This window comes from Streptomyces sp. (assembly GCF_019510245.1).
Classification (GTDB): Bacteria; Actinomycetota; Actinomycetes; order Streptomycetales; family Streptomycetaceae; genus Streptomyces.
Genome location: NZ_JAEKKT010000198.1, coordinates 12,257 through 33,551 on the forward strand (window position 1 = coordinate 12,257; position 21,295 = coordinate 33,551).

Sequence of the window (21,295 nt, forward strand, 5' to 3'; positions counted from 1 at the left end):
CGGACCGCGCCTGCTACTTGCGCATCACCTCGGGCTCGTGGCGGCGCAGGAAGCGGGCCACGAGGAAGGCGCAGACCACACCGAGGGCGATCAGGGCGACCATGTCCAGGGTCCAGGCGCCGGCGGTGTGCGCCCACAGCGGGTCGTCGGGCTTGCCCTTGCCGGGCGGGGCGATCCCGTTGAAGTCCAGGGTGGCACCCGCGGCGGCGACGGCCCAGCGCGACGGCATCAGGTACGAGAACTGGTTGACGCCGACCGTGCCGTTCAGGGCGAACAGGCAGCCGGTGAAGACGACCTGGATGATCGCGAACATGACCAGCAGCGGCATGGTCTTCTCGGAGGTCTTCACCAGGGCGGACATGACCAGGCCGAACATCATCGAGGTGAAGCCGAGCGCCATGACCGGCAGGCAGAGCTCCAGGAGCGTGAGGTGGCCGAAGACCACGCCCTCCGCCGGGATCTTCCGGCTGGCGAAGCCGATGACGCCGACCAGCAGGCCCTGCAGGATCGTGACGATGCCGAGCACGAAGACCTTGGACATCAGGTACGCGGAGCGGGACAGGCCGGTCGCGCGCTCCCGCTCGTAGATGACCCGTTCCTTGATCAGCTCACGGACGGAGTTCGCGGCACCGGCGAAGCAGGCACCCACCGCCAGGATCAGCAGGACCGTGGTGGCCGTGCCGTTCGGGACGGGCTGCCTGGTCGCCGGATTGATCTCCGTGTTGACCAGCAGGTCCTTGCCCGAGTCGATGAGCAGGCTCACCGAACCGAGGACCAGCGGCAGCACGACCGTCAGGATCAGGAAGCCCTTGTCGGAGGCGATCACCGACACGTACCGACGCACGAGCGTGGCGAACTGCGACATCCAGCCCTGCGGCTTCTTGGGCTTCATCGCCTGCATCGGCAGCATCTGTACGGCCTGCGGGGCAACGGCGTCGATGTCCGCGGCGTACATCTGGTAGTGCTGCGAGCCCTTCCAGCGGCCCGCCCAGTCGTAGTCGCGGTAGTTCTCGAAGGCGGAGAAGACGTCGGCCCAGGTGTCGTAGCCGAAGAAGTTCAGCGCCTCTTCCGGCGGGCCGAAGTAGGCGACCGCGCCGCCCGGGGCCATCACCAGGAGCTTGTCGCACAGCGCCAGCTCGGCCACCGAGTGGGTGACGACGAGGACCGTGCGGCCGTCGTCGGCGAGGCCGCGCAGCAGCTGCATCACATCGCGGTCCATGCCCGGGTCGAGACCCGAGGTGGGCTCGTCGAGGAAGATCAGCGACGGCTTGGTGAGCAGCTCCAGGGCCACCGACACGCGCTTGCGCTGGCCTCCGGAGAGGGAGGTGACCTTCTTCTCCTTGTGGACGTCGAGCTTCAGCTCGCGCAGCACCTCGTCGATGCGGGCCTCGCGCTCCTCCCCCGTGGTGTCGGCGGGGAAGCGGAGCTTGGCCGCGTACTTGAGGGCCTTCTTGACGGTCAGCTCCTTGTGCAGGATGTCGTCCTGCGGAACCAGACCGATGCGCTGGCGCAGCTCGGCGAACTGCTTGTACAGGTTGCGGTTGTCGTACAGCACCTCGCCCTCGTTGGCGGGGCGGTAACCGGTGAGCGCCTTGAGCAGGGTCGACTTGCCGGAGCCCGACGGGCCGATGACCGCGATCAGGGACTTCTCCGGGACGCCGAAGGAGACGTCCTTGAGGATCTGCTTGCCGCCGTCGACCGTGACGGTCAGGTGGCGTGCGGAGAAGGAGACCTCACCGGTGTCGACGAACTCCTCCAGCCGGTCGCCGACGATCCGGAAGGTGGAGTGGCCGACGCCCACGATGTCGTTCGCGTCGAGCAGCGCGCTGCCGCCCTTGTCAATCGGCATGCCGTTGACGTACGTGCCGTTGTGCGAGCCGAGGTCGCGGATCTCCATGCGGCCGTCGGGCGTGGAGTGGAACTCGGCGTGGTGACGCGAGACCTGCAGGTCGGAGACGACCAGTTCATTGTCGAGGGCACGGCCGATGCGCATCACGCGGCCGATGGAGAACTGGTGGAACGTGGTCGGGCTGCGGTCGCCGTAGACCGGCGGCGCCCCCGCGCCACCACCGGAGGCCATGACCGGGGCGCCCTGCTGCTGCGGGATCGCCGGCGGGGCCTGCTGCCAGCCCTGTTGCGGAGCCGGCGGCTGCGCGGCGGGCGGCTGGGACCAGCCCGCGCCGCCCGCGCCCTGCGCCGCGAACGGCCGTTGCTGGGGCTGCGATTGGACGGCGGCCGCGGCGCCGGAGAGGCTCAGGCGCGGTCCGTCGTTCGCGTTGCCGAGATGGACGGCCGAGCCCGGGCCGATCTCCGACCGCTGGACCCGGCTGCTCTGCACGAAGGTGCCGTTGGTACTTCCGTGGTCCTCGATGACCCAACTGCGGCCGTCGAAGCTGATCGTGGCGTGCCGCCAGGAGACCCTGGCGTCGTCGAACACGATGTCCCCCTGCGGATCACGTCCGAGGGTGTAGGACCTGGACGGATCGAGCGTCCAGGTACGTCCGTTTGATTCCAGTACGAGTTCCGGCACTCCAAGCCCCATGAGTAGTCCCCCGAGTTACCCCCATCACAGGGAGTCTAGGGATGTCGAACATCGTCGGGAACTATTTCAGGCTCGGCCCTCTGACCGAAAGCCGGGCCTTGCGGAGGTCTCGTACGAGCGCTTCAACTCTTTCCGTTGACGGGGTTGAAACCGGGCCGGAGAGTGGTAATCCACGCGAGGGGGACAAGCGCGACGGAGTGGTCCGGCGCGGCTGCGGATCGGGGGGTCTGGCATGAGCGCTGGTGCGTCCGGTACGGGAATCGAGCACGGGAGGCGCGGCGGGCGGCTGCCATGGGCCGACATCCTGCTGTCCTCGACAGCCGCCGTGAGCTGGGCGTTGATCGGGATGGCGGGTACGGCGGCGCTGGGTCTGCATCTGCTGCGGGCCGACGCGGCGGGCTCACTGGGCCCGATGACCGCGGCCGTTGTGGCGCTCGGGGCGGGTGGTTCGGTCACTCCGGACGGAGATCTGTCCGCTTTCGGCCTGAAGGGGGCGCAGGCCACCACGGCCATCGAGATCACGCCACTGGGGGTGAGCCTGGTCGGTGCGCTCCTTCTGTCGTGGTTCTTCTTACGGTCCCTGCGCACGGCCGGAGTTGTGATCTCGCCGACCGAACTGCTGGCCCGCGCGGGCTCGGTGGTGGTGCTGTTCGTGGCGATCCTGGGCGGACTGGCCTGGGCGGGGCACTCCGTCGTGACGATCGACGGCGGTGCGCTCGGCCTCGACAGGCTGACGGGTAAGGGGAGCGGCGGCGGACTGAAGATCCCCGGCATCGGTGACGTCGGCGGCCTGCTGCCGGACCGCCTCGGCGACCTGGTGCACGCGAACGCCGCGGTCGGCTTCAGCGTGGACACGACGGCGACCCTGCTCGGCGGCCTCGGCTGGTCGGTGGGCATCCTGCTGATCGCCCTGCTGGCCTCGCGCCGGACTCCGCTGCCCCCCGGCTGGACGGCGGTGCACCGGGTGGTGCGGCCGGCGGCCTCGGCCCTGGTGACGGTGATGCTGGTGGCCGTGGCGGCCGGCTGGGCGGCGGCGGCCTACGCGGCGATCGGCGACCCGCATCCGGCCCGGATCATGGGCGCGGCCCTGCTCGGCGCCCCGAACGGCGTCTGGCTCGGCATCCCGATCGGGCTCTTCGTCCCCTTCGACGGCAGGGCCACGGGCGTGCTGACCATGTTCCTTCCGCACCCCTTGGACGAGCTCCTGGACTCGAAGTCCGACCAGTCGGTGACGCTGGGCCACCTGGCCGGCCTGGACGGGCGGGTGTGGCTGCTGGGGGTCGCGGCGGCCCTGCTCATGCTGCTGGCGGGGGTGTTCACGGCGGTCCGGACGCCGGCGGGGTGGACTGCGCCCGGTTTCGCCGGGCGGTGTGCGCTGCGGCTGGGGATCGCCACCGCGCTCACGCTGCCGCTGCTGGCCTGGCTGGCGGACGTGTCGGTGGACGCCTCGCTGTCGGTGCTGGGCTTCGACGCGTTCGGGGCGGGGATCCAGCTGCACGGGAAGCTGGGCATGGCGTTGCTGCTCGGAGCGGTCTGGGGTGCGGCGGCGGGGGCCGCCGGGGCGTTGCTGGCGTGGGCGACCGGGGCGGCGGGGTCACGGGCGGCTCCGCTGGCTCTGGGTGACGGCGGGCCCGCTCGCCAGGGGGGCGGCCGGCCTCCGGGGCTGCTCGGGAGCGAGCTGGCGGGGCCTTACGTGCCGGGCAGGCCGTACCGTCCGCCGAATCCGAACACGAACCCCTATCTCAGGGTGCCCGAGGAACTGCGGGAGACCGGGGGCGGCCGAGGAGCCCGGTCCGGTCCGGGACAGGGAGCGGGGACGGCACCGCCGGGCGGTTCCGCCGTCCCCGGCCGTCGTCCGCCGGGCGCACCGCCCCCCGCGGACGACGGCCGCCGGGCACCGGAGGAGAACCGGCCGGGCGGCGGCCCCTCCGACGTACCGCCGCCGCCCGGCTCCGGCGATGTGTACGGCGCTCCCACCATGGCCCGCCCCTTCGATCCGCCGCCCCGCTCGCCGCGTGCCCGGCCCGGCACGCGGCGGCCCGACGGATCCCAGGACGGTCCGGGCGCCGGACCCCCACCGCCTCCTCCCCCACCCCCTCCGGCGCCGCCCCGGCGTCCCCCCAGGTGAAACCGGGCGCCGCGCCGGGAACCGGCCGGCGACGGGGACGCGCCGCCCGAACGAGCATGGCGACCGCGCGCATCACGGCCTCCGCACGGACCGCGGCCTCCGCACGGATCACGACATCCGCACGGATCACGACATCCGCACGGATCACGACGTCAGTCCGAATCGCGGCGACCGCGCGGATCGCAGCATGCGCTGGAGCGGTGGGCCGTATGCGAGCCGCCGCCCCGCCCGGGCACACGGTTGCGTCCGCGCGGATCACAACCTCCGCGCGGACCGTGGTGTCCGCCGCCTGCGGGTACCGGCGCTGGACCGGGTGTGAAGGCGCGGCGGGATGCACCCCGGCCACGGCCGTGGACATCGCACGCACGTTCACCGGTCGCGTGGAGGCAAGGCGTCCGACACCGACCCGACACCTGTTGTTCCGTGTCCGTCAGGCGGACCACCTGCGCCGCAGGCACTGGGTGCCGGTTACGGTGGTTACACCATGAGCGATCCGCAGACCTCCGAGGTCCCCACTCTCCTCGTCAAGATTTTCGGCAAGGACAGGCCGGGCATCACGGCCGGCCTCTTCGACACTCTTGCCGCCTACATGGTCGACGTGGTCGACATCGAGCAGGTCGTCACGCGAGGCCGCCTGGTGCTGTGCGCGCTCGTGACCCAGCCCCCGGCGGGGCTGGAGGGCGACCTCAGGGCGACCGTGCACAGCTGGGCCGAGTCGATGAAGATGCAGGCGGAGATCATCTCCGGCCACGGCGACAACCGCCCGCGCGGCCTCGGCCGTTCCCTGGTCACCGTCCTCGGCCACCCGCTGACCGCCGAGTCGACGGCCGCCATCGCCGCCCGGATCGCCAAGACCGGCGGCAACATCGACCGTATCTTCCGGCTCGCCAAGTACCCGGTGACAGCGGTCGAGTTCGCGGTGTCCGGCGTGGCGACCGAACCGCTGCGCACCGCCCTGGCCTCCGACGCGGCCGAGCTCGGCGTGGACATCGCGGTGGTCTCGGCCGGCCTGCACCGGCGGGCCCAGCGGCTGGTCGTCATGGACGTGGACTCGACGCTCATCCAGGACGAGGTGATCGAGCTCTTCGCGGCGCACGCCGGCTGCGAGGACCGGGTCGCCGAGGTGACAGCGGCCGCGATGCGCGGGGAACTGGACTTCGAGCAGTCGCTGCACGCGCGTGTGGCACTGCTGAAGGGGCTGGACGAGTCGGTCGTGCAGAAGGTGCGCGCGGAGGTGCGGCTGACGCCCGGCGCGCGGACCCTGATCCGGACGCTGAAGCGGCTGGGCTACCAAGTCGGCGTCGTCTCGGGCGGTTTCACCCAGGTCACCGATGATCTGAAGGAGCGGCTGGGGCTGGACTTCGCCCAGGCCAACACGCTGGAGATCGTCGACGGGAAGCTGACCGGCCGGGTGACCGGCGAGATCGTGGACCGGGCGGGCAAGGCGCGGCTGCTGCGCCGGTTCGCCGCCGAGGCGGGCGTGCCGCTGGTGCAGACGGTGGCCATCGGTGACGGGGCCAACGACCTGGACATGCTGAACGCGGCCGGTCTCGGGGTCGCCTTCAACGCCAAGCCGGTGGTCCGCGAGGCCGCGCACACGGCGGTGAACTTCCCGTTCCTGGACACGGTCCTCTACCTGCTGGGTGTGACCCGCGAAGAGGTCGAGGCGGCGGACACCCACGACGAGAGCTGAGCCGTCCGGCCGATCCGGACACGAGGGCCCGGCACCGATCTCCACGGTGCCGGGCCCTCGTCGTGTCACGTCAGTGGTGGTGCGGTGGTCTCACGTCTCACTCGGAGGGTGCCCAGTAGTCCACGAGCGTGGCCGCGCCGGGTTCGAGGGCCTTCCAGGAGCCCTCGTGCGTCAGGACGCCGAAGGCCGCGGTGGGAAAGCCCCGGCGGTTCATCCGCTCGCGGGCGTCGTCCTCGGCGGCGCCGGCGAGGATCTCGGCCAGGCCGTGCACGCCGGGGTTGTGGCCGATGAGGATCACGGTCTGTACGTCGTCGGGCACCTCGTTGAGCACGGCGATCAGCTCGCCCGGCGAGGCCTCGTACACCCGCTCCTCATAGACGGTTTTCGGCCGGTGCGCGAGCTCGTGGACGGCGAGCTTCCAGGTCTCCCGGGTACGCACGGAGGTGGAGCACAGTGCCAGGTCGAAGGTGATGCCGCTGTCCGCGAGCTTGCGTCCGGCGACGGCGGCGTCCATTCGGCCCCGCTCAGCGAGCGGTCGCTCGTGGTCGGTCACCTGTGGCCAGTCGGCTTTCGCATGGCGGAAGAGGACAATCCTGCGGGGTTCTGCGACGCTCATGGCACCCAGCTTCGCATGAAACAGGCCATCGGGCGCAGGGAGTTGAGATGCGGCTTCGCCCGGTCCGCGGGCGCCGCGTCCCTGGCCGCGCTAGCGGTTGACGATCTGCTGGACGCGCTCGAAGAGGTGGGTGACGGCAGGGTCACCGGTGGCCGCGTGGGCGTCCGCCGGGTTCAGTATGAGGAGCAGCAGGGCGGCGAAGGCGAGCGCGGGAAGGGCGAGCGCCCACCAGGGGAGCCGGATGTCGACGCTGCCCGGGGTCGCCGGGTGGGACCGGGTGTGCGTAGGGGCCGGCATGGTCGCCTCCGTGGGTCTCCGGGGTCTGTCGGCCGCCCTCGCGGCCACACCTCGAAACTACGGAATCCGCGGTCGCCGTCCCATCCGGTGATCCACCCACTTGACCCTGACCCTCACCCCCTAGGGGATGGTGGGGCTGGCCCCACCACCGGCCGCGGGGGCGGTGTCCGGCCGTGGTCAGGGTGACGCGAGGGTCGCGATGACGGCGATGACGATGAAGATGGCGAAGAACGAGCCAAAGACGATCAGCATCTTCTTCTGACCGTTCTGGGGGTTCGGGTCGAGCACTGGCATGGGGCCAGTCTGGCACCCCCGGGAGGGGAAGGACCGCGCGGGGTGGCCGCGACACGGGCCGGCCCGGGCCGACGGGGCCGCCAAGGGTCGGCGAGGGCCGGGGGCACCGGGGTGGGCGGAGCCGGTGCGAGGTCAGGCGGAGGCGGCCGCCTCGTCCTCCACGATGCGGTCCCGGCCCGCCAGGACGCCCACGGCCATCTGCGGGATCATCAGCGCGACCATGAGGGCGATCGGCAGGCCCCAGCCGCCGCTGTGCTGGTAGAGCACGCCCACGAGCAGGGGGCCGGGGATGGAGATCAGGTATCCGGTGCTCTGGGCGAAGGCGGAGAGCTGGGCGACGCCCGCGCCCGTCCTGGCCCGCATCCCGACCATGGTGAGGGCCAGCGGGAAGGCGCAGTTCGAGATGCCGAGCAGCACGGCCCAGGCCCAGGCGCCGCCGGCGGGCGCGAGGTACAGGCCGGCGTATCCGGCGAGGCCGCAGACGCCGAGCGCGATCACGATCGGGCCCTGGTGCGGCAGCCGGGTGGCCACACGCGGGATGACGAAGGCGAGCGGTACGCCCATCACCATGGTGACGGCCAGCAGCAGTCCGGCCGTGCTCGCGGAGACGCCCGCGTCCCGGAAGATCTGCGCCATCCAGCCCATCGTGATGTAGGCGGCGGTGGCCTGGAGCCCGAAGAACACGGCGAGCGCCCAGGCGGTACGGCTGCGGGTGATCCGCAGGGCGGGCGGCCTGCGCTCCGCACGCACGCGTGCCCCGGCCCCGCCCTCGGGGGCCGGCGCCGTTCCGCGGTCCCGTACCAGCGGAACCCACGGCAGCACCGCGATCGCCGCGAGCCCGGCCCAGACCGCCAGCCCGGTCCGCCAACTGCCGCCGAGGGCGTCCGTCAGGGGCACGGTCACCGCGGCGGCCACCGAGGTGCCGGCGGCGAGGGCCATCGAGTACAGGCCGGTCATGGAGCCGACCCGGTCGGGGAACCAGCGCTTGACGATGACCGGCATCAGCACGTTGCTGACCGCGATGCCCATGAGCGCGAGCGCGCTGGCGGCCAGGAACCCGGCGGTGCTCCCGGCGTACGGCCGTATCGGCAGGCCGGCCGTGACGGCCGCCATGCCCGCGCAGACCACGGCCGCCGGGCCGAAGCGACGGGCCAGCCGGGGGGCCATGACGCCGAAGACGGCGAAGCAGAGCGGGGGCACGGAGGTGAGCAGTCCGGCCACGCTGCCGCTCATGCCGAGGCCGTCGCGTACCTCCTCCAGGAGCGCGCCGAGGCTGGTGATGGCGGGCCGGAGGTTGACGGCGGACAGCACGATGCCGACGACGACCAGCCGAGCCGTCCACGCGCGCGTGGCGGTCGCGGGGCTCCCGCCGGATGCCGTCGCACGCGCCGCCCCAGCCGTCTCGGCTGCCTTCGTCGTCTGGGGCATCCCGGATGTCGCGGTCGGCTCGGTCGTCTCGGTCGTCTCAGAGGCCGCGGTGCCGTTTTTCCTGCCTGCCATGCGGCCATCATAGAATCATAGGATGAATGGTTGTCCATCCCGGGGCGTGCCCGGCCGGTCCCGCCGGGCCCTGGCGTGCGAAGGTGTGTCATGCCTCTGAGTCATCCGCGCCGCTCGGCGCTGTCCGAGCAGGTCATCGCCGCGTTGCGGAACCAGATCACCTCGGGCGAGTGGCCGGTCGGCTCGCGCATCCCCACCGAGCCGGAGCTGGTCGAGCAGCTCGGGGTGGCCCGCAACACCGTCCGGGAGGCCGTCCGGGCGCTGGCCCACAACGGCCTGCTGGACATCCGCCAGGGCTCGGGGACGTACGTCTCGGCCACCAGTGAGCTGGCCGGCGTGATGCATCGCCGGTTCGCCGAGGCCGACCCCCGGCACGTCGCCGAACTGCGCTCCACCCTGGAGTCGTCCGCCGCCCGGCTGGCCGCGGCGCGCCGGACCGAGAAGGACCTCGGGCAGCTCGACGCCCTCCTGGCACGCCGCGAGCAGGCCTGGCGGTCGGGCGACGCGGAGGCCTTCGTGGCGGCGGACGCCACCCTGCACCTGGCCGTGGTGGCCGCCTCGCACAACGACGTGCTGACGGCGATGTACGCCGACCTGGGCGAGGTGCTGCGGGACTGGCTGCGCGCGGACGTCGGCGCCGAGCTGACGCCGCAGTCGTACATGGACCACACCCGGCTGGTCGAGGCGATCCGCGCGGGCGACGCGGACGCGGCCGCCAAGGAGGCGGCGAGCTACCCGTTCCAGTGCCGTCCGGACCGGTTCAGCTCACCTTCTGGTGACTGATCCACACCGCGCGAACCTGCTGCCAGCAGCGGCCGGCGAGCCGTACGGTCATCGCCGGGCCGGTGTCCACCGGCGCGCCGTCGGTGTCGATGTCCCACCACTGGGCGCACTCGATGTGCAGCCGGACCCGGTCCGTGTCGACGTACGGGTTGTGGCAGTAGGCCACCACGTGGGAGCCGCGGACGGTGGTCCGGCACGACGCGCCGAACAGCTGCGGAGCCGGACCGTGCCCGCTCGGCACGCGCGCGTAGGACTCCGCGTCGCAGGGCAGCGACACCACGAGGGCGAGGGCCAGGGTCACCGGGGCCAGGCTGCGGGAAAGGCGCACAAGGGGACCTCCTCGGCCGGGCTGGGGAGGGACATCGCGCGGTGAACGCGCAACCAGGTGCGCCGCCGCCTCTCCAGGGTGCGCCGTCCGGCGGTCGATCACCCTGCCGGTGGGCCGAACGGGTGAGGCCCGCACCCCTCGCGGGATGCGGGCCTCGAAGTGTCCGTGCGGGTCAGGCGCCGATGGCGTGCAGACCGCCGTCCACGTGGATGATCTCGCCGGTGGTCTTCGGGAACCAGTCGCTCAGCAGGGCGACGATGCCCTTGCCGGCCGGCTCCGGGTCCTTGAGGTCCCACTCCAGCGGGGAGCGGTGGTCCCAGACGGCGGCCAGGTCGCTGAAGCCCGGGATGGACTTGGCGGCCATGGAGCCGATGGGGCCGGCGGAGATGAGGTTGCAGCGGATGTTCTGCTTGCCCAGGTCGCGCGCGATGTAGCGGCTGGTGGCCTCCAGGGCGGCCTTGGCCGGGCCCATCCAGTCGTACTGCGGCCAGGCGTACTGGGCGTCGAAGGTGAGGCCGACGACCGAGCCGCCGTTCTGCATCAGCGGCAGGCAGGCCATGGTCAGCGACTTCAGGGAGTACGCCGAGACGTGCATGGCGGTGGCGACGGACTCGAACGGCGTGTTGAGGAAGTTGCCGCCGAGGGCGTCCTGGGGGGCGAAGCCGATGGAGTGGACGACGCCGTCGAGGCCGCCGAGCTCCTCGCCGACGAGGTCGGCCAGGCGCCCGAGGTGCTCGTCGTTGGTGACGTCGAGCTCGATGACCTTGGTGGGCTTCGGCAGCTTCTTGGCGATGCGCTCGGTCAGCGTGGGCCGCGGGAACGCGGTGAGGATGATCTCGGCACCCTGCTCCTGGGCCAGCTTGGCCGCGTGGAAGGCGATGGAGGACTCCATCAGCACACCCGTGATCAGGATGCGCTTGCCCTCGAGGATTCCACTCATGGTGATCAGTGACCCATTCCCAGTCCGCCGTCAACGGGGATGACGGCTCCAGTGATGTACGAGGCGTCGTCCGAGGCGAGGAACCGCACCGTCGCGGCGACCTCCTCGGGCTCCGCGTACCGGCCGAGCGGCACCTGCGACACGATGGTGGCGCGCTGCTCGTCGGTGAGCACCTTGGTCATGTCGGTGTCGACGAAGCCGGGCGCGACGACGTTGAAGGTGATGTTGCGCGAGCCCAGCTCACGGGCGAGGGACCGCGCGAAGCCGACCAGGGCGGCCTTGGAGGCGGCGTAGTTCGCCTGGCCGGGGCCGCCGTAGAGGCCGACGACCGACGAGATGAGGACGACGCGGCCCTTCTTGGCGCGCAGCATGCCGCGGTTGGCGCGCTTGACGACCCGGAAGGTGCCGGTGAGGTTGGTGTCGACGACCGAGGTGAAGTCCTCCTCGGACATCCGCATCAGGAGCGTGTCCTTGGTGATCCCGGCGTTGGCGATCAGGACCTCGACCGGGCCGTGCGCGTCCTCGATCTCCTTGTAGGCCTGCTCCACCTGCTCGGAGTCGGTGATGTCGCACTTGACGGCCAGGCAGCCCAGTTCCTTGAGGACGGCCGGCGGCTCACCGGAGCGGTACGTGACGGCAACCTTGTCGCCGTTGTCCGCGAAAGCACGGGCGATGGCGAGGCCGATGCCCCGGTTGCCTCCAGTGACGAGAACCGAGCGGCTCAACGGATCACCCTTTCGATCGGTCTGACAACCCGCCCGAACAGCTGGCATGACAGGCGGCTTCATCGAAAACCTATCGGTCCCGCCATCGCCGCGGGCAAGCGGGCACCGACAGTGGCTCGGGGGTGTCACTGTCGGGTCCCTACAGAAAGGCCCGGCGCCGCGCCGAAACCTGTGGTCCGCACGCCCGCGGGCGCGACATGATCGGACGGACAGGCCACGACAGCAGGGAGACCTCCGTGCACCATTCCATCGACGAAGCCTTCACGGCGCTTCCGCTACGGGCCCTGGCCGACGCCGCGCTGGCACGCGCGCGTGCGCTGGGGGCCGAGCACGCGGACTTCCGGTTCGAGCGGGTGCGCAGCGCGTCCTGGCGGCTGCGGGACGCCAAGCCCGCCGGATCCTCGGACACCACCGACCTCGGGTACGCGGTCCGGGTCGTGCACGGCGGCACCTGGGGCTTCGCGTCGGGGGTCGACCTGACGCTCGACGCGGCCGCCAAGGTCGCCTCCCAGGCGGTGGCGATGGCCAAGCTCTCGGCACAGGTGATCAAGGCGGCCGGGTCCGAGGAGCGGGTGGAGCTGGCCGGCGAGCCGGTGCACGCGGCCCGGACGTGGGTCTCGTCGTACGAGATCGATCCCTTCACCGTGCCGGACGAGGAGAAGTCGGCGCTGCTCGCGGAGTGGAGCGCGCGGCTGCTGGCGGCGAACGGCGTCAACCATGTCGACGCCTCACTGCTCACCGTGCACGAGAACAAGTTCTATGCGGACACGGCCGGGACCGTGACGACCCAGCAGCGGGTGCGGCTGCACCCGCAGCTGACGGCCGTCTCGGTCGACGAGTCCAGTGGCGAGTTCGACTCGATGCGGACCATCGCGCCGCCGGTCGGCCGCGGCTGGGAGTACCTGACCGGCACCGGCTGGGACTGGGACACCGAGCTGGAGCAGATCCCGGAGCTGCTCGCCGAGAAGATGCGGGCGCCGAGCGTCGAGGCGGGTCTGTACGACCTGGTGGTCGATCCCTCCAACCTGTGGCTGACCATCCACGAGTCCATCGGCCACGCCACCGAGCTGGACCGCGCGCTCGGCTACGAGGCCGCCTACGCCGGCACCTCCTTCGCCACCTTCGACCAGCTCGGCAAGCTGAGGTACGGCTCCGACCTGATGAACGTCACCGGCGACCGCACCGCCGAGCACGGCCTGGCGACCATCGGGTACGACGACGAGGGCGTCGAGGGGCAGTCCTGGGACCTGGTGAAGGACGGCACGCTGGTCGGTTACCAGCTGGACCGCCGGATCGCGAAGCTGACCGGCTTCGAGCGCTCCAACGGGTGCGCGTACGCCGACTCCCCCGGACATGTGCCCGTGCAGCGGATGGCGAACGTGTCGCTGCAGCCGGATCCGGCCGGGCTGGCGACGGAGGACCTGATCGGCGGGGTCGACCGCGGGATCTACGTGGTCGGCGACCGTTCCTGGTCGATCGACATGCAGAGGTACAACTTCCAGTTCACCGGACAGCGGTTCTTCAGGATCGAGAACGGCCGGATCACCGGGCAGCTGCGCGATGTCGCCTACCAGGCGACGACCACCGACTTCTGGGGCTCCATGGCGGCCGTCGGCGGCCCCCAGACGTACGTCCTCGGCGGCGCCTTCAACTGCGGCAAGGCCCAGCCGGGACAGGTCGCCGCGGTGTCGCACGGCTGCCCCTCGGCCCTCTTCAAGGGCGTCAACATCCTCAACACCACGCAGGAGGCCGGTCGATGAGCGCCCGTAGCAACAAGCCGCACGAGATCGTCGAGCGCGCTCTGGAACTGTCCCGGGCCGACGGCTGCGTGGTCATCGCCGACGAGCACTCCACCGCCAACCTGCGCTGGGCCGGCAACGCGCTCACCACCAACGGCGTCACGCGCGGCCGCTCGCTCACCGTCGTCGCCACGGTGGACGGCAAGGAGGGCACGGCCTCGGGTGTCGTCTCCCGGTCGGCCGTGACCGCGGACGACCTGGAGCCGCTGGTGCGGGCCGCAGAGGCCGCCGCGCGGGGCGCCGGGCCGGCCGAGGACGCCCAGCCGCTGGTCACCGGCGTGCCGGAGTCCCCCGACTTCACGGACGCGCCCGCCGAGACCTCCTCCGCCGTGTTCGCCGACTTCGCCCCGGCGCTCGGCGAGGCCTTCGCACGCGCGCGTGCCGGTGGCCGCGAGCTGTACGGCTTCGCCAACCACGAGCTGGTGTCGACGTACGTGGGCACCTCGACCGGGCTGCGCCTCAGGCACGACCAGCCCACCGGCACGCTGGAGCTGAACGCCAAGTCCCCGGACCGTACCCGCTCCGCCTGGGCCGGACGCTCCACCCGCGACTTCAAGGACGTCGACCCCGGCGCGCTCGACGCCGAGCTCGCGGTGCGGCTCGGCTGGGCCGAACGGCGCGTGGACCTTCCGGCAGGCCGGTACGAGACGCTGCTGCCGCCGACCGCCGTCGCCGACCTGCTCATCTACCAGCTGTGGTCGGCGTCCGGGCGGGACGCGGCCGAGGGCCGGACGGTGTTCTCCAAGCCGGGCGGCGGCACCCGCGTCGGGGAGAAGCTGACCGACCTGCCGCTGACCCTGCGCAGCGACCCGAACGAGCCGGGCCTGGAGTCCGCGCCCTTCGTCGTCGCGCACTCCTCCGGCGGCGACCAGTCGGTCTTCGACAACGGGCTGCCCGTCGGTACCACCGAGTGGTTGTCGGGGGGCGAGCTGAAGCACCTGACGACCACCCGGCACACGGCCGGTCTGACCGGGCTTCCGGTCGCCCCGGCGGGCGGCAACCTGATCCTGGACGGCGGCCTGGACCGCTCGCTGGAGGACATGGTCGCCGCCACCGAGCGCGGGCTGCTGCTGACCTGCCTCTGGTACATCCGCGAGGTCGACCCGGCGACGCTGCTGCTCACGGGCCTGACCCGGGACGGCGTCTACCTGGTGGAGAACGGCCAGGTCACCGGGCAGGTGAACAACTTCCGGTTCAACGAGTCGCCGGTGGACCTGCTGGGGCGGGCGACCGAGGCCGGGCGCACGGAAAAGACGCTGCCGCGCGAGTGGAGCGACTGGTTCACTAGGGCTGCGATGCCCGCGCTGCGGGTGCCCGACTTCAATATGAGCTCTGTCAGCCAGGGCGTATAACCTCGTACCTGATTACGAGACCACCCAAGGAGATACGAGAACCGTGACGGACATCGTCGACGAGCTGAAGTGGCGGGGGCTGTTCGCCCTGTCCACTGACGAGGACGCTTTGCGCAAGGCGCTCGCGGACGGTCCCGTCACGTTCTATTGCGGTTTCGACCCGACCGCGCCGTCCCTGCACGTCGGGCACCTGGTGCAGGTGCTCACCGTGCGCCGGCTCCAGCAGGCCGGTCACCGGCCGCTGGCGCTGGTGGGCGGGGCGACGGGTCTGATCGGCGACCCGCGTCCGACGGCCGAGCGCACGCTCAACGACCCCGAGACGGTCGCCGGCTGGGTCGGCAGGCTGCGCGCCCAGATCGAGCCGTTCCTGTCCTTCGAGGGCGAGAACGCGGCCGTCATGGTCAACAACCTCGACTGGACCGAGGGCATGTCCGCGATCGAGTTCCTGCGGGACATCGGCAAGCACTTCCGCGTCAACAAGATGCTGACCAAGGACTCCGTGGCCCGCCGCCTGGAGTCCGACCAGGGCATCAGCTACACGGAGTTCAGCTACCAGATCCTCCAGGGCATGGACTTCCTCCAGCTGTTCCGGCGGTACGGCTGCACGCTCCAGCAGGGCGGCAGCGACCAGTGGGGCAACCTCACGGCGGGGCTGGACCTGATCCACCGCCTGGAGCCGCACGCCAGTGTGCACGCGCTGGCGACGCCGCTGATGACCAAGGCGGACGGCACGAAGTTCGGCAAGACCGAGGGCGGAGCCATCTGGCTCGACGCCGACATGACGACGCCGTACGCGTTCTACCAGTTCTGGCTGAACGTGGACGACCGGGACATCTCGACGTACATGCGGATCCTGTCCTTCAAGTCCCGTACGGAGCTCGAGGAGCTGGAGAAGCAGACCGAGGAGCGTCCGCAGGCGCGGGCCGCGCAGCGGGCGCTGGCCGAGGAGCTGACGACGCTCGTCCACGGGGCCGACCAGACGGCGGCCGTGATGGCCGCGTCCCGTGCCCTCTTCGGGCAGGGCGAGCTGGCGGAGCTGGACGACCGGACGCTGGCCGCGGCGCTGTCCGAGGTGCCGCATGTCCGGGTCGCCGAGCTGGGTCCGGTGGTCGACCTGTTCGCCGAGGTCGGGCTGGTGGCCTCCAAGTCCGCTGCGCGGCGGACCGTGAAGGAGGGCGGGGCCTACGTGAACAACGTGAAGGTGACCGCCGAGGATGCCGTGCCCTCCGTGGAAGAGCTGCTGCATGGGCGGTGGCTGGTGCTGCGGCGCGGGAAGAAGAATCTGGCGGCCGTGGAGGTCGTCGGTTCGTAAGCGCCGTGGGGGGGTGCGGGTGCGTTGCGGAGTGCCGGTTGGTTGTGGCTGGGTCGCGCAGTTCCTCCCCCAGCCTTCGGCCGGGGGCACCCCCAGCGCCCCTGACGGGGCGCTTCAGTTGAGGGCGCTGTGGAGTTCGGGGCGCCTCAGATGCGCTGCTTTCGCTTTCCCAGGGTCGCCATGTACGCCATGTCGCCCAGGAAGACGATGATGATCGCCGCCACCAGCTGGAACAGGTGGCGGGTCCAGTCGATGCCCGGTGTCGCCGCCACGCCCGCCGCGCGGGCGATCGCGTTGCCGGCGATGGCGCCCAGGATGCCGAAGATGGTCGTCAGCCAGAGGGGGCTGTGCTGCTTGCCCGGGATGATCGCCTTCGCGATCAGGCCCAGCACGAAACCCACGATGATCGCCCACAACCAGCCCATGGCTGCCTCCTCGTACGGCTCGACGTGAGCATTACGCCAAGTCTCGGCCCGTACCCCGTACGGCGCATGTCGGTACCGCCGTACGCGCTACGGCGCAGGGCGTTCACGCAGGCGGGAGGGCGCCCCGGTCTCGAAGGCGACGCAGGCGCGGCGTACCGTGGAAAGGGTCCTGGCCCGGTTCCCCGTGCGGGTGCGGACCGGGTACGGGCCGGGGAGTGTCCGATGCGGGCGGATGGTGGAATGTGATGCGGAAGCAGCGCGGCGACGGCAACGTCCAGGTGTTCCGGATCACCGGAGCCCGTACCGGCCTGGCGGAGGACGTACGCGGCCGGCAGCGCCGGTACGTCATCTCGATGGGCATCCGGACCATGTCGGTGATCCTCGCGGTGACGTTGTGGAACGTCGAACGGTATGTGGCCGTCGTGGCCCTGGTGCTGGGGGCGCTGCTCCCCTATGTGGCCGTCGTGATCGCAAACGCCGGGCGAGAGCGGCCCCAGTCGCTTCCGTCGACCTTCGGGGTGGCACCGACCCGGCTGATGATCGCGCCGCCGCGGGCGGAGGAGACGCAGGCGGAACCCGTCCCGGAGGACGTGGTGGCGGATCCCGCGGCGGGGGCCGTGCGGGGCGAGCGGCCGGAGCCGGTCTGAGCGCCGGGGACGCGGTGCGGACGGCCGAAGGCTCCACCCGAAGCTCAAGAAAAGCTCAGATCAATCGCGCTGTTCCAGTGCCCGGCCAAGGGTGACCCGTGACATACTGCGTACGCGCTCCGCATCCCCCGTCGGAGCGACGGACCGACGCCGGGCAGCTCCCCCCGTGGCTGCTCGGCGTCGCCATTTCAGGCGGACGACCACATCTGAATAATCCGCCCGCCCACCCCCCTGATCATGTGCCAGGAGGATCCGTATGCTCGCCATCTGGCAAAATGTCAGGTTTGTCGCCGCTGTGACGGTGCTGGTCCCCCTGGCCTTCGTCTGTCTGACCTTGCTGGTGCTCGGGCTGGCCGTTCTGGTTCTGCCCCAGTCGCGTCACCAGAGCGCCTTTCGCGCAATGGGCATCCTTCGGCAGGTGGTCGAGGTGCTGGTGTCCGGACGTGGGACGACCGCACGACAGCACTGACCGGAGCCTCGGCTAAGGTCAGCGACGTGATCCCGAACGCCCCTGATTCCGAAACCGGCTCCCCCGTCTGCTCCGCCAAAGGCTGCCGTGCCGACGCCGTGTGGGTGCTGGCGTGGAACAACCCGAAGATCCACACGCCGGAGCGGCGCAAGACCTGGCTCGCCTGTGAGGAGCACCGGGAGCACCTGTCGCAGTTCCTGGGCGTCCGGGGGTTCCTGAAAGACGTCGTGCTGTTGCGGGAGTGGGAATCGTCCGAGCCGCCCGGACAGGAGGGCCAGGCCGGGTCGGCCGGGGGGCCGGGCTAGCCGCCGATCGCGGACATCGGCCGGTCCGGCTGCACGAACTGCGGATCGTCCAGTCCCGCCCCCGCCTTCTTGCCCCACATCGCCAGCCGCCACCTGCGGGCGATCTCCTCGTCCGCCGCGCCCGAGCGGAGCGCACCGCGCAGGTCCGTCTCCTCCCGCGCGAACAGGCAGGTCCTTACCTGCCCGTCGGCCGTGAGGCGGGTGCGGTCGCAGGCCGCGCAGAACGGGCGGGTGACGGAGGCGATGACGCCGACGCGGTGCGGGCCGCCGTCGACCAGCCAGCGCTCCGCCGGGGCCGAGCCGCGGTCGCCCGCGCCCTCGGGGGTGAGGTCGAAGCGGGTGCGGAGCGAGGCGAGGATGTCACCGGCCGTCACCATGCTGTCGCGCTTCCAGCCGTGCTGGGCGTCGAGGGGCATCTGCTCGATGAAGCGCAGTTCGTAGTCGTGGGCCACCGCCCAGGCGAGGAGGTCGGGGGCCTCGTCCTCGTTCAGCCCGGGCATCAGGACCGTGTTGACCTTGACCGGGGTGAGGCCGGCGTCGCGGGCGGCCCGGAGACCGTCCAGGACGTCCTGGTGGCGGTCGCGGCGGGTCAGGGTCTTGAAGACGTCCGGGCGGAGGGTGTCCAGGGAGACGTTGACCCGGTCCAGGCCGGCCGCCTTGAGGGCCGTCGCGGTGCGGCGCAGGCCGATGCCGTTGGTCGTCAGGGACATCCGGGGGCGGGGGCCCAGGCCCGCGACCCGCTCCACGATGCCGACCAGGCCGGGGCGCAGCAACGGCTCGCCGCCGGTGAAGCGGACCTCCTCGACGCCCAGCAGGCGGACGGCGATGTCGATCAGGCGGACGATCTCGTCGTCCGTGAGCAGGTCTGGCTTGGCCAGCCACTGCAGGCCCTCCTCGGGCATGCAGTACGTACAACGCAGGTTGCACCGGTCGGTCAGCGAGACTCTCAGGTCGGTGGCCACCCGGCCGTAGGTGTCGATGAGCACGCGGGCCCCCTCCCTCGTTGCGGATCAGATCTCTGCCGTCATCTGCGAGCCTACGTGACAGCACTGACATCGTGAGAGGCCCGATACCACGAGGTACGACGCGGCCGCGTCGTAGGATCCTATGATCCCGTCGACGCGGCCAGTCGAACGGGGCTCAGTGCGCTCCCGTGCCTGTCAGGGACCGCACCTCCAGCTCCGCGTACTTGGCGGCGTCCGGGACTTCCTTCGAGAGCAGAGTGCCCACGACGCCGAGGAGGAATCCGACCGGGATCGAGATGATGCCCGGGTTCTCCAGCGGGAACCAGTGGAAGTCGACGCCCGGGAACATCGACGTCTCCTTGCCGGACACCACTGGAGAGAACAGCACCAGGCCGACCGCGGTGACGAGGCCGCCGTAGATCGACCAGAGGGCTCCGGCGGTGGTGAACCGCTTCCAGAAGAGGCTGTAGAGGATGGTCGGCAGGTTGGCGGAGGCGGCGACCGCGAAGGCGAGGGCGACCAGGCCGGCGACGTTCAGGTCGCGGGCGAGGGCGCCTAGGAGGATGGAGACGGCGCCGATGCCGACGGTGGCGTACCGGGCCGCGTTGATCTCCTGCTTCTCGGTGGCCTGGCCCTTCTTGATGACGTTGGCGTAGATGTCGTGTGCGAAGGACGACGAGGACGCCAGGGTGAGGCCCGCGACCACCGCGAGGATCGTCGCGAAGGCCACCGCCGAGATCGTGGCCAGCAGGATCGCGCCCCAGTTGGAGTCGACGCCGCCCAGATGGAGGGCGAGGAGGGGGGCCGCGGTGTTGCCGGACTTGTTGGACGCGATGATCTCGTCGGGTTTGATCAGCGCGGCCGCGCCGAAGCCGAGGGCGAGGGTCATCAGGTAGAAGGCGCCGATCAGGCCGATCGCCCAGAGGACCGACTTCCGGGCCGCCTTGGCGGTGGGCACGGTGTAGAAGCGGATCAGGATGTGCGGCAGACCGGCGGTGCCGAGGACCAGGGCGATGCCGAGGGAGAGGAAGTCCAGCTTGCTGGTGCCGGTGGCGCCGTACTTCAGGCCGGGCTCCAGGAAGGCGGACCCCTTGCCGCTGTTGTCGGCGGCCTTGCCGAGCAGGTCGGAGACGTTGAAGTGGAACTTGGCCAGGACCATGAAGGTCAGCAGCAGGGCGCCCGCGATGAGCAGCACGGCCTTGACCATCTGGACCCAGGTGGTGCCCTTCATGCCGCCGATGGTGACGTAGACGATCATCAGGACGCCGACCAGGGCGACGATGCCGATCTTGCCGCCGTCGCTGGTGATGCCGAGCAGGAGGGAGACGAGGACGCCCGCTCCCGCCATCTGGGCCAGCAGGTAGAAGATCGAGACGACGATCGTGGAGGTGCCGGCGGCGGTGCGGACCGGCCGCTGGCGCATGCGGTAGGCCAGTACGTCGCCCATGGTGTAGCGGCCGGAGTTGCGCAGCGGTTCGGCGACCAGGAGCAGGGCGACGAGCCAGGCGACCAGGAAGCCGATGGAGTACAGGAAGCCGTCGTAGCCGAACAGGGCGATGGCGCCGGCGATGCCCAGGAAGGACGCGGCGGACATGTAGTCGCCGGAGACGGCGAGGCCGTTCTGGAAGCCGGTGAACTGGCGGCCGCCCGCGTAGAAGTCGGCGGCGTCCTTGGTCTGGCGGCCGGCCCAGACGGTGATGCCGAGGGTCACGGCGACGAACACCGCGAACAGGGTGATGATCAGCGTCCGGTGGTCACTGGCCTCGCCGGCCGCCAGCGTGATCGCGGGGCTCATGCGCCGCCCTCCATCCGGGACTTGATGGCCTCGGCCTTGGGGTCGAGCTTGGCGGCGGCGTGCCGGGCGTACCACCAGGCGATGAGGAACGTGGTGAGGAACTGGGCGAGGCCGAGGACCAGGGCCACGTTGACGTTGCCGACGACCTTGGTGCCCATGAAGTCGTCCGCGTAGTTGGAGAGCAGGACGTACAGGAGGTACCAGGCGATGAAGGCGAAGGTCAGCGGGAAGGCGAAGGAGCGGTGGGAGTGCCGCAGTTCGGCGAACTCCGGACTCTGCTGCACCTCGGCGAACTCCTCGCCGGAGGGATGCCGGGTCTGCGTGTTCGAGGGTGGTGGTGTCTCGGTGGCCACGGAGTCTCCTCGCGATACGGACATGCG

Annotated in this window: 21 protein-coding genes; 9 read left to right on the forward strand and 12 right to left on the reverse strand. The window is 71.1% G+C overall.

Going from position 1 to position 21,295, the window contains the following annotated elements; all coding sequences use genetic code 11:
* Nucleotides 1-13: 13 nt before the first annotated feature.
* Nucleotides 14-2,542, reverse strand: coding sequence for an FHA domain-containing protein (locus tag JF597_RS39960; protein WP_294008401.1), 2,529 nt, complete (start codon nt 2,540-2,542; stop codon nt 14-16).
* A 232-nt stretch (nt 2,543-2,774) separates the two neighbouring features.
* On the opposite strand from JF597_RS39960, the gene JF597_RS39965 reads away from it, so the two are divergent.
* Both JF597_RS39965 and serB read left to right on the forward strand, forming a co-directional pair.
* Nucleotides 2,775-4,670 (forward strand): streptophobe family protein, encoded by a 1,896-nt coding sequence (locus JF597_RS39965; RefSeq protein WP_294008404.1) that lies wholly within the window; start codon nt 2,775-2,777, stop codon nt 4,668-4,670.
* A 484-nt stretch (nt 4,671-5,154) separates the two neighbouring features.
* The gene (serB, locus tag JF597_RS39970) at nt 5,155-6,363 is read left to right on the forward strand and encodes a phosphoserine phosphatase SerB (RefSeq protein ID WP_294008406.1); all 1,209 of its coding nucleotides are present in this window, start codon (nt 5,155-5,157) and stop codon (nt 6,361-6,363) included.
* A gap of 97 nt (nt 6,364-6,460) precedes the next feature.
* Here the strand turns inward: serB and JF597_RS39975 are convergent, their stop codons facing one another.
* The 4 genes from JF597_RS39975 to JF597_RS39990 form a co-directional block, all read right to left on the reverse strand.
* The gene (locus JF597_RS39975; RefSeq protein WP_294008408.1) at nt 6,461-6,979 is read right to left on the reverse strand and encodes a histidine phosphatase family protein; all 519 of its coding nucleotides are present in this window, start codon (nt 6,977-6,979) and stop codon (nt 6,461-6,463) included.
* A 90-nt stretch (nt 6,980-7,069) separates the two neighbouring features.
* Complete coding sequence (locus tag JF597_RS39980; protein WP_294008410.1) at nt 7,070-7,276, reverse strand: hypothetical protein; 207 nt, start codon at nt 7,274-7,276, stop codon at nt 7,070-7,072.
* 177 nt (nt 7,277-7,453) lie between these two features.
* Nucleotides 7,454-7,570 carry an SGM_5486 family transporter-associated protein gene (locus tag JF597_RS39985; protein ID WP_089107830.1) on the reverse strand — a complete coding sequence of 39 codons (117 nt, stop codon included), beginning with the start codon at nt 7,568-7,570 and terminating at the stop codon, nt 7,454-7,456.
* A gap of 132 nt (nt 7,571-7,702) precedes the next feature.
* Nucleotides 7,703-8,998, reverse strand: coding sequence for a CynX/NimT family MFS transporter (locus JF597_RS39990; RefSeq protein WP_294008439.1), 1,296 nt, complete (start codon nt 8,996-8,998; stop codon nt 7,703-7,705).
* A 162-nt stretch (nt 8,999-9,160) separates the two neighbouring features.
* Between JF597_RS39990 and JF597_RS39995 the strand changes: the two genes are divergently transcribed.
* Nucleotides 9,161-9,853 carry an FCD domain-containing protein gene (locus tag JF597_RS39995; protein WP_294008415.1) on the forward strand — a complete coding sequence of 231 codons (693 nt, stop codon included), beginning with the start codon at nt 9,161-9,163 and terminating at the stop codon, nt 9,851-9,853.
* Here JF597_RS39995 and JF597_RS40000 read toward each other — a convergent pair.
* The 3 genes from JF597_RS40000 to fabG all read right to left on the reverse strand — a co-directional run bounded on the left by JF597_RS40000 (nt 9,831) and on the right by fabG (nt 11,846).
* Nucleotides 9,831-10,181, reverse strand: coding sequence for a hypothetical protein (locus JF597_RS40000; protein WP_294008417.1), 351 nt, complete (start codon nt 10,179-10,181; stop codon nt 9,831-9,833). The two genes, JF597_RS39995 and JF597_RS40000, sit on opposite strands and share 23 nt — an antisense overlap.
* A gap of 172 nt (nt 10,182-10,353) precedes the next feature.
* Nucleotides 10,354-11,121 carry an enoyl-ACP reductase FabI gene (gene fabI, locus JF597_RS40005; RefSeq protein ID WP_046727988.1) on the reverse strand — a complete coding sequence of 256 codons (768 nt, stop codon included), beginning with the start codon at nt 11,119-11,121 and terminating at the stop codon, nt 10,354-10,356.
* A gap of 5 nt (nt 11,122-11,126) precedes the next feature.
* Nucleotides 11,127-11,846, reverse strand: coding sequence for a 3-oxoacyl-[acyl-carrier-protein] reductase (gene fabG / locus JF597_RS40010; RefSeq protein ID WP_294008420.1), 720 nt, complete (start codon nt 11,844-11,846; stop codon nt 11,127-11,129).
* Between the two features lie 236 nt (nt 11,847-12,082).
* Here fabG and JF597_RS40015 point away from each other — a divergent pair, with 236 nt between their 5' ends.
* The 3 genes from JF597_RS40015 to tyrS are packed head-to-tail and all read left to right on the forward strand — an operon-like array spanning nt 12,083 to nt 16,309.
* On the forward strand, nt 12,083-13,606 hold the full coding sequence (locus tag JF597_RS40015; protein ID WP_294008422.1) for a TldD/PmbA family protein: 1,524 nt from the start codon (nt 12,083-12,085) through the stop codon (nt 13,604-13,606).
* Complete coding sequence (locus JF597_RS40020) at nt 13,603-14,997, forward strand: metallopeptidase TldD-related protein (RefSeq protein ID WP_294008424.1); 1,395 nt, start codon at nt 13,603-13,605, stop codon at nt 14,995-14,997. Before JF597_RS40015 ends, JF597_RS40020 begins: the two co-directional genes overlap by 4 nt.
* Nucleotides 14,998-15,040: 43 nt before the next feature.
* Nucleotides 15,041-16,309, forward strand: coding sequence for a tyrosine--tRNA ligase (tyrS, locus tag JF597_RS40025; protein ID WP_294008426.1), 1,269 nt, complete (start codon nt 15,041-15,043; stop codon nt 16,307-16,309).
* Between the two features lie 146 nt (nt 16,310-16,455).
* Here tyrS and JF597_RS40030 read toward each other — a convergent pair whose 3' ends face one another.
* Nucleotides 16,456-16,734: a GlsB/YeaQ/YmgE family stress response membrane protein gene (locus JF597_RS40030; protein WP_294008428.1), complete on the reverse strand. Its 279-nt coding sequence runs from the start codon at nt 16,732-16,734 to the stop codon at nt 16,456-16,458.
* A gap of 245 nt (nt 16,735-16,979) precedes the next feature.
* Here JF597_RS40030 and JF597_RS40035 point away from each other — a divergent pair, with 245 nt between their 5' ends.
* The 3 genes from JF597_RS40035 (at nt 16,980) to JF597_RS40045 (ending at nt 18,155) form a co-directional block, all read left to right on the forward strand.
* A complete protein-coding gene (locus JF597_RS40035) occupies nt 16,980-17,381 on the forward strand; it encodes a DUF3099 domain-containing protein (protein WP_294008430.1) in 402 nt (133 codons plus the stop codon).
* Nucleotides 17,382-17,637: 256 nt separating this feature from the next.
* Complete coding sequence (locus JF597_RS40040; RefSeq protein WP_294008432.1) at nt 17,638-17,850, forward strand: hypothetical protein; 213 nt, start codon at nt 17,638-17,640, stop codon at nt 17,848-17,850.
* 26 nt (nt 17,851-17,876) lie between these two features.
* Nucleotides 17,877-18,155 carry a hypothetical protein gene (locus JF597_RS40045; protein WP_294008434.1) on the forward strand — a complete coding sequence of 93 codons (279 nt, stop codon included), beginning with the start codon at nt 17,877-17,879 and terminating at the stop codon, nt 18,153-18,155.
* Here JF597_RS40045 and moaA read toward each other — a convergent pair.
* The 3 genes from moaA to JF597_RS40060 form a co-directional block, all read right to left on the reverse strand.
* Nucleotides 18,152-19,141 carry a GTP 3',8-cyclase MoaA gene (gene moaA, locus JF597_RS40050; protein WP_294008435.1) on the reverse strand — a complete coding sequence of 330 codons (990 nt, stop codon included), beginning with the start codon at nt 19,139-19,141 and terminating at the stop codon, nt 18,152-18,154. The genes JF597_RS40045 and moaA overlap by 4 nt on opposite strands.
* Before the next feature lie 154 nt (nt 19,142-19,295).
* Nucleotides 19,296-20,915, reverse strand: a complete 1,620-nt coding sequence (locus tag JF597_RS40055; protein ID WP_294008437.1) for a cation acetate symporter — start codon at nt 20,913-20,915, stop codon at nt 19,296-19,298.
* The gene (locus JF597_RS40060; protein WP_294008441.1) at nt 20,912-21,268 is read right to left on the reverse strand and encodes a DUF485 domain-containing protein; all 357 of its coding nucleotides are present in this window, start codon (nt 21,266-21,268) and stop codon (nt 20,912-20,914) included. Before JF597_RS40060 ends, JF597_RS40055 begins: the two co-directional genes overlap by 4 nt.
* Nucleotides 21,269-21,295 lie beyond the last annotated feature (27 nt).

Coding starts and splice junctions, on each gene's coding strand:
- fabI (WP_046727988.1), bottom strand. CDS start 11,121: ATGAGTGGAATCCTCGAGGGCAAGCGCATCCTGATCACGGGTGTGCTG.
- JF597_RS39985 (WP_089107830.1), bottom strand. CDS start 7,570: ATGCCAGTGCTCGACCCGAACCCCCAGAACGGTCAGAAGAAGATGCTG.
- JF597_RS40040 (WP_294008432.1), top strand. CDS start 17,638: ATGCTCGCCATCTGGCAAAATGTCAGGTTTGTCGCCGCTGTGACGGTG.
- JF597_RS40020 (WP_294008424.1), top strand. CDS start 13,603: ATGAGCGCCCGTAGCAACAAGCCGCACGAGATCGTCGAGCGCGCTCTG.
- JF597_RS39990 (WP_294008439.1), bottom strand. CDS start 8,998: ATGCCCCAGACGACGAAGGCAGCCGAGACGGCTGGGGCGGCGCGTGCG.
- JF597_RS39975 (WP_294008408.1), bottom strand. CDS start 6,979: ATGAGCGTCGCAGAACCCCGCAGGATTGTCCTCTTCCGCCATGCGAAA.
- serB (WP_294008406.1), top strand. CDS start 5,155: ATGAGCGATCCGCAGACCTCCGAGGTCCCCACTCTCCTCGTCAAGATT.
- JF597_RS39980 (WP_294008410.1), bottom strand. CDS start 7,276: ATGCCGGCCCCTACGCACACCCGGTCCCACCCGGCGACCCCGGGCAGC.
- JF597_RS40055 (WP_294008437.1), bottom strand. CDS start 20,915: ATGAGCCCCGCGATCACGCTGGCGGCCGGCGAGGCCAGTGACCACCGG.
- JF597_RS40035 (WP_294008430.1), top strand. CDS start 16,980: ATGCGGAAGCAGCGCGGCGACGGCAACGTCCAGGTGTTCCGGATCACC.
- JF597_RS39960 (WP_294008401.1), bottom strand. CDS start 2,542: ATGGGGCTTGGAGTGCCGGAACTCGTACTGGAATCAAACGGACGTACC.
- JF597_RS39965 (WP_294008404.1), top strand. CDS start 2,775: ATGAGCGCTGGTGCGTCCGGTACGGGAATCGAGCACGGGAGGCGCGGC.
- JF597_RS40030 (WP_294008428.1), bottom strand. CDS start 16,734: ATGGGCTGGTTGTGGGCGATCATCGTGGGTTTCGTGCTGGGCCTGATC.
- JF597_RS39995 (WP_294008415.1), top strand. CDS start 9,161: ATGCCTCTGAGTCATCCGCGCCGCTCGGCGCTGTCCGAGCAGGTCATC.